This is a genomic window from Spartinivicinus poritis, from assembly GCF_028858535.1.
In the GTDB taxonomy this organism is placed as follows: domain Bacteria; phylum Pseudomonadota; class Gammaproteobacteria; order Pseudomonadales; family Zooshikellaceae; genus Spartinivicinus; species Spartinivicinus poritis.
In genome coordinates this window covers 1-1,302 of record NZ_JAPMOU010000155.1, presented here as the reverse complement: position 1 = coordinate 1,302, position 1,302 = coordinate 1, and the positions used below count along the sequence as shown (strand labels likewise).

At 37.7% G+C, this 1,302-nt stretch carries 1 protein-coding gene; it reads left to right on the top strand.

Translation table 11 applies throughout. The annotated features are described in order from the left end of the window. Nucleotides 1-123 precede the first annotated feature (123 nt). Nucleotides 124-1,302: phenylacetate--CoA ligase family protein (locus tag ORQ98_RS29465; RefSeq protein ID WP_274692400.1), on the top strand; the 1,179-nt coding region annotated here is incomplete at its 3' end.

The following is a 1,302-nucleotide window of genomic DNA, read 5'->3' as shown; positions in this document are numbered from 1 at the left end:
ACAGTCAGTACGTGTTTTTTGGATTTTGTTTTCGAGTAAAATAAATCGTTAGTGTCTTGCTAAGATTTATACTGTAATACAAAAGATATAGCATTAAATTGATGTTATATACAGTAGTAAATCATGTATAAATGTAATAGGGAATTAACAATAGTGATGAATAATTCTTCTAACCTGTATTGGGGACTAACAGCTCAGGATATACCTGGTCTACAGTTAAATAAATTAAAAAATATTGTTGAGTTTCATTATAGCAATAACAACATTTACCGTCGGCTATTGGATGATAGTGGTGTTAATCCCTCTCAATTAACTTCACTCGATCAGCTGAGTTTATTACCCATTATTGATCCTCAGCAGCTTAAACAAGATAAGTTTCCCAGTTTTTGCTCGTTGCCTTTGAGTGAAATTACTACTTTTTTAGAAACGTCTGGCTCTACTGGCAAACCTAAGTTAATTCCTGTGGCTAACAATGAAGTCTCTCATATTTATAAGCATGTTGCTCAGATGTTAAGTGTTGCTGGTGTAGGTTCACCTTATACTGATAACGGTCGCGCTAATAGATCAATATATTGTATGTTTCCCACTGGACCTTGGCCATCCAGTTTTTTTATTCAGAATGGCAGCGAGCAACTTGGACCAACAGTGCGAGCGGATGTGCGGATGCCGATTCATTGGCATAAAGATAAGTTAGCGTTACTAAGACCGGCTGATGTAATTACTTATCCATCGTTTCTATCTTATTTTTATGATCAGCTAAAAAATGAGTTGGAATTTTCTGAACTAGGTATTCAGCGAATAGTAATTGGTGGTGAACCTTTTACGGAAGCTTTTCGTGAAAAAATGGAGGCAGCGTTTCATTGTAAGATTTATGATATATATGGCTGTGGTGAAATTGGTGTGGCTTCCATTGAGTGTTCACATAGTCGAGCCACGGGGTATACCCATTGGTGTGCACCAGAACTACTGCTAGAAGTAGTAGACCCAGAAACCATGAAGCCTGTTGAGGATGGTGAAGTAGGTACGATGGTGGTGACAAACCTCTGGCGTAAAAGCACACCAATTATACGGTATGCGATGGGTGATATTGTTTGTAAAACGACTAAACAATGTGAATGTGGTAGTAGCTTACCTTTGGTAAGCAGGATTAAAGGACGTCAAGATGATACATTTTGCTATGGCGCGGCTAATTTGTACCCTGATCAAATAAACCAGGCAGTTACCAGGGCAGGTTATAGTGATAAATATGTATTAGAAATTATAGATAAACCCGATGAAATAGCTGCTGAACTTGTTATGCAG